This is a genomic window from Rhizobacter sp. P3_B12 (assembly GCF_056402895.1).
The window spans coordinates 1-1,606 of sequence record NZ_JBFUGN010001221.1 but is presented as its reverse complement, the minus strand read 5'-3'; the positions used below and the strand labels follow the sequence as shown (position 1 = coordinate 1,606).

At 67.6% G+C, this 1,606-nt stretch carries 2 protein-coding genes; one reads left to right on the top strand and one right to left on the bottom strand.

Annotated elements, in window-relative coordinates; translation table 11 throughout:
* The coding region (locus AC1D01_RS33955) for an aromatic-ring hydroxylase C-terminal domain-containing protein (protein WP_477873862.1) at nucleotides 1-362 on the top strand (362 nt) is incomplete at its 5' end.
* 14 nt (nucleotides 363-376) lie between these two features.
* Here the strand turns inward: AC1D01_RS33955 and AC1D01_RS33950 are convergent.
* On the bottom strand, nucleotides 377-1,606 hold a 1,230-nt coding region (locus tag AC1D01_RS33950), incomplete at its 5' end, for an outer membrane protein transport protein (RefSeq protein WP_477873861.1).

Below are 1,606 nucleotides of genomic sequence, written 5' to 3'. Positions count from 1 at the left end.
TTGCCGGGCAGCTGTGGGGCCTCTCGCTGCGCTACGACCTGGGTGGCACGCACCCGCTGACCGGTTGCAGCGCGCCCGATCTGGAGTTCGACGACGGCAGCAGGCTCGCGTCGCACCTGCAGGGCGGTGCGGGCGTGCTGGTCGATCTCGGCGCCTCGCATCCCTTGCGGCACACCGCGGCGCCGTGGAGCGACCGCATCAGGTACGTGGCCGGCAACGCGAAGAATCCCCTCGGCCTGGCCGCCCTGCTGGTGCGCCCGGACGGGGTCGTCGCCTGGGCGTGCGACGCGCAGCCATCGCACGACGAGGTTCGCCTTGCGGCCATGCGCTGGTTCGGCCCGCCGCATCCGGTGGCGCAATAGCGCGCGCAGCACAGTCAGAAGCGGTATTGCGCAGAAACCGCGACGATGTCGCTGCTCAGCTTGTACGAGCCTTGCAGCCTGCTGGCGCTGGACGAAGTCAGGTTCACGCTCGTGTCCTTGATGAACAGGTGCGTGTAGCCGACGCTGTACGTCAGCGGCTTGCTCACCTGCCACGTCGCCCCGAGGGACAGCCACCGTCGGCTGACGTCAGGGACGCGGACGTCTCGCACCCCATCGGTGACGGGGGTTTGGTCATAGGCGACGCCGCCACGAAAGGTCCAGCTGTCGTTGGCCCGGTACGCCGTGCCGATCGAATAGAACGACGTGTTCCGGTAACCGAAGTGCAGCGTCTCGTCGGGCAGGTTGGAGGCGAAGTCCAGCACCACGCTGCCGAACTTTTCCCATGACGTGCGCGAGTAGTCCGCCATCACGGTCCACTGGTCGTCGAGTCGCTGGCTGACACTGAGCRTCCAGGACGACGGCATCGTCAGTTCGGTGCTCGCGGTCGTGCTCACGAAGGTATTGGGCCTGGCCGCGGACAGCACGGCGTTGGCGGCCGTGGGGATCGAGAAGTCGACCTGGGCGCTTTTCGGCTTGTGCTTGACCTCCGAGCGGTAGGCCAGGCCGATCGTCGTCCCCTCGGCCGGTCTCAGCAGGGCGCCGAGCGTGTAGCCAACCGCGGTGTCGTGACCGTCGATGTCGATGTATCCGTCCGCACTTGTCGGGGAGAAGCCGGGAACGCTGGAGGCGGCCAGGAGGGCACCGAAGTCGATCGCGTCGCGCAACTTCACCTCCATGCGCTCGGCGAACACCGAGGCACCGAGCGACAGGACCTCGTTCACCGTGTAGGACCCCGCCACGCCGGCGTCGATGGCCTTGAGCTCTGTTCTCACGCCTTGGTAGCGGCCGACCCAGCCATCGTCGTAGTCGGTCTTGAAGCCGAACGGCGCCGTGATGGAGAAGCCCAGATGGATTCGATCCGTCACAGGGGTATGGAAGTACAACGACGGCACCGCAGCGGTGTCGCCGGCGTTGCCGCCCTGGCCTCCGGACAGCGGGCGGCCCAGCGCATCAGTGCCCGTGCCGTCGAACTTGACGGCGTAGTCGATGACCGCGACATCGGCCTGGATCAACCGGCCGTACAGCAGCGTCATGGCGGCGGGGTTGTTCGCGATCACGGTGGCGTCTCCGCCTTCGCTGATGGAACCCGCGAAGGCGCGCCCCTGGCCGGCGGCGCTCTGCTC